The organism is Streptomyces sp. WAC06614, assembly GCF_003949795.1.
Classification (GTDB): domain Bacteria; phylum Actinomycetota; class Actinomycetes; order Streptomycetales; family Streptomycetaceae; genus Streptomyces.
Genome location: NZ_RPRY01000569.1, coordinates 1 through 2453, shown reverse-complemented (window position 1 = coordinate 2453; position 2453 = coordinate 1). Strand labels below are relative to the sequence as shown.

At 73.8% G+C, this 2453-nt stretch carries 2 protein-coding genes; both read right to left on the bottom strand.

The window, feature by feature from the left end; genetic code table 11:
* On the bottom strand, positions 1–1315 hold a 1315-nt coding region (locus tag EF918_RS34790), incomplete at its 3' end, for a Y4yA family PLP-dependent enzyme (protein WP_125652854.1).
* Positions 1306–2202 carry an ornithine cyclodeaminase family protein gene (locus tag EF918_RS34785; protein WP_125652853.1) on the bottom strand — a complete coding sequence of 299 codons (897 nt, stop codon included), beginning with the start codon at positions 2200–2202 and terminating at the stop codon, positions 1306–1308. The genes EF918_RS34785 and EF918_RS34790, both read right to left, overlap by 10 nt.
* Positions 2203–2453 lie beyond the last annotated feature (251 nt).

Sequence of the window (2453 nt, the reverse complement as noted above, 5' to 3'; positions counted from 1 at the left end):
GGGGCAGGTCGTGGAACGGCGACTCGTTGGAGTCCATCTGGTAGCCGGCGGTGTTGGGGTAGACGAGCAGGTCGCCGGTGCGGGGGCGGCGGGTGAGGCCGACCTTGCGCCAGGTGAGCATGTCGGACTCCAGACAGGTGGCCGCCCCGATGCTCGCCGGGTACAGGCCGGCGGGTGCGCGGTCGTCCTGGGGCAGCAGGCGGGGGTCGGGGAGGAACTCGCTGTCGAACCACTGCTCGGACAGGCTCAGGCTGGTGCCGTCGACGGTCAGGAGCAGGTAGTCCCCGCGGTCCTTGACGCCCTGGACGCGGAACACGGTGGCTCCCGCCCGGTCGAGGAGGGCCCGGCCCGGCTCCAGCAGCAGCGTCACGCCGGCGTCGGCCAGGAGGCCGGCGAGGGGCCGGTCGTGGCCCTCGGGCCGGGTGGCGAGCAGGGCCGCCAGCGCGTGGGCGCCCGCCTCGGGGGAGTGGTAGGGGTAGAAGTCGCCCGTGCGGAACGTCCGGCCCGCATGGTAGTGCCGGCGGTGCTGCCCGGTGAGGAACGTACGCCAGCTGTCGGCGTCGGTGTAGCTGACGGGCAGGCCTCCGCCGATGCTGATCCGGTCGGCCTCCAGGCCCTGCGCGCGGGCCTGGAGGCACCGGTCGACGAGCTGGGCGGCGAGGTCGGCCCGCGGCTGGAGGGCGTAGCCGGACAGGTGGAAGCTGAATCCCTCCGTCCGGACCCCGTCACCGGCCCGCACGCAGCGGTCCAGGGCGGTGCCCAGCTCGGCGTCCGTCATGCCGAAGCGGCTGTGCGGCTGCTGCGGGGGACGGCAGCGCAGCAGGATGCGGGCCGGACCCGGCCCCCCGGCCGGAGCGAGGGCGCGCGCGAGGGCGAGCACGGTGTCGAGCTCGTCCAGGGCGTCGACCGCGACGAGGGCGCCGTGCCGGACCGCGAGCCGGAGCAGCACCGGGACCTTCGCCGGGCCGGTGACCACCAGGTGCTCCCCGCGCACGCCGTGGCCGAGGGCCTCGCGGAGCTCGCCCACGGAGGCGACGTCCACTCCGGCGCCGCCCGCCGCCGCCCGCTCGACGAACACGGCGGCCTTGTTGGCCTTCTTCGCGTAGTACACGAAGCCGTCGACACCGGCCGCGGTGAGCGCGTTCTGCAAGGCCCGCAGGTTGGCGTCGAACGCGTCGGGCAGCAGGAAGTGGAACGGGCCGCCGAAGGCGTGGGCGAGCTCGGGCAGCAGACCGCAGGCGAGCACCGCGTCCGTCGCCGGGTCGGGAAGCGGCGGGACGGCGGGCCAGCGGCCGGAGCCGGCGGTCACCGCCACAGCGGCACCTCGGTGCCCAGGCCCTGGGCGAGGGCCAGTTGGGCGAAGCGGTGGCCCAGGGCGATGTCGGTGACGACCAGGCCGCTGTTGTAGGCGAAGACGCGTTCGGTGTCGCTGCCGCGTCCGGGGACGACACCGGCCAGGACGGGTGCGAACTCCGCGTCCACCGAACGGAGCTCCCCGGCGGCGTCGGCCATGTCGGTGCCGGTGACCTGCATCTGCGCCGCGCTGGTGGCGATGACCCGGTCGGCCCGGTGCAGGGTGGAGGGCGCCAGCCCGTGGCCGACGAGGACGGACAGCGCACCGGGCCCCAGCCAGTCCGCCTCGACCGCGGCGGGGGTGTGCGCGCCGGCGGTGGCGACGACGACGTCCGCCTCGGCGGCCGCCGCCCGCAGGTCGGTGACGATCTCCAGCTCCCGGCCGGGGGCGTGGGCGTGCAGGTGCGCGCGGACGGCCGCGAGGCCCTCGGGGTGGGTGCCGAACAGCATCAGGCGGTCCAGCTCCGGCAGGGTGGTCAGCAGGAAGGGGAGTGCGAGGCGGCCCTGGGTCCCGGTACCGACGACCAGCGCGGACCGGGCGCCGGGGGCGGCGCATTCCCGGGCGAGCAGGGCGGAGACGGCGGGGGTGCGCAGCGACCCGATGCGCGAGCAGTCCATCATCGCCACCGGCAGCCCGGTGAGGTCGTCGTAGAGCGTCAGTGCGGTGTAGTAGTGCTGCTCCGCGCGGCCCTTGTCCAGGCCGTGCTTGTACGAGGTCTTGATCGCCACGATGTCGCGCGAGCCGTCGCGGCCCAGCATCGCGTAGGAGACGGAGTGCCCGTCCGGCGGCTCGACGGTCAGTTTCCGGGGGTTGTCGGAGCGGCCGGCGTGCAGGGTGCGGTACGTCACTTATACACAGCTGACGCTGCCGACGACGGAGAGAGTGTAGATCTCGGTGGTGGCCGTGTCATTAAAAAAAGTATAGCTGCAGGGCCCGGCGACACACCACGACCGGACGCCACTGCCCAGGCCTGGTCCCCGGGGCAGTCGCACCCCCGGCTCCCCGTTTACTACTGGTGGCGCTTTCGCACCGGGAAGAAGCGATCATTCGAGGAACTCGTACGCATCGTGGCACCGTTCGAGGGAGACATCTTCGAAGG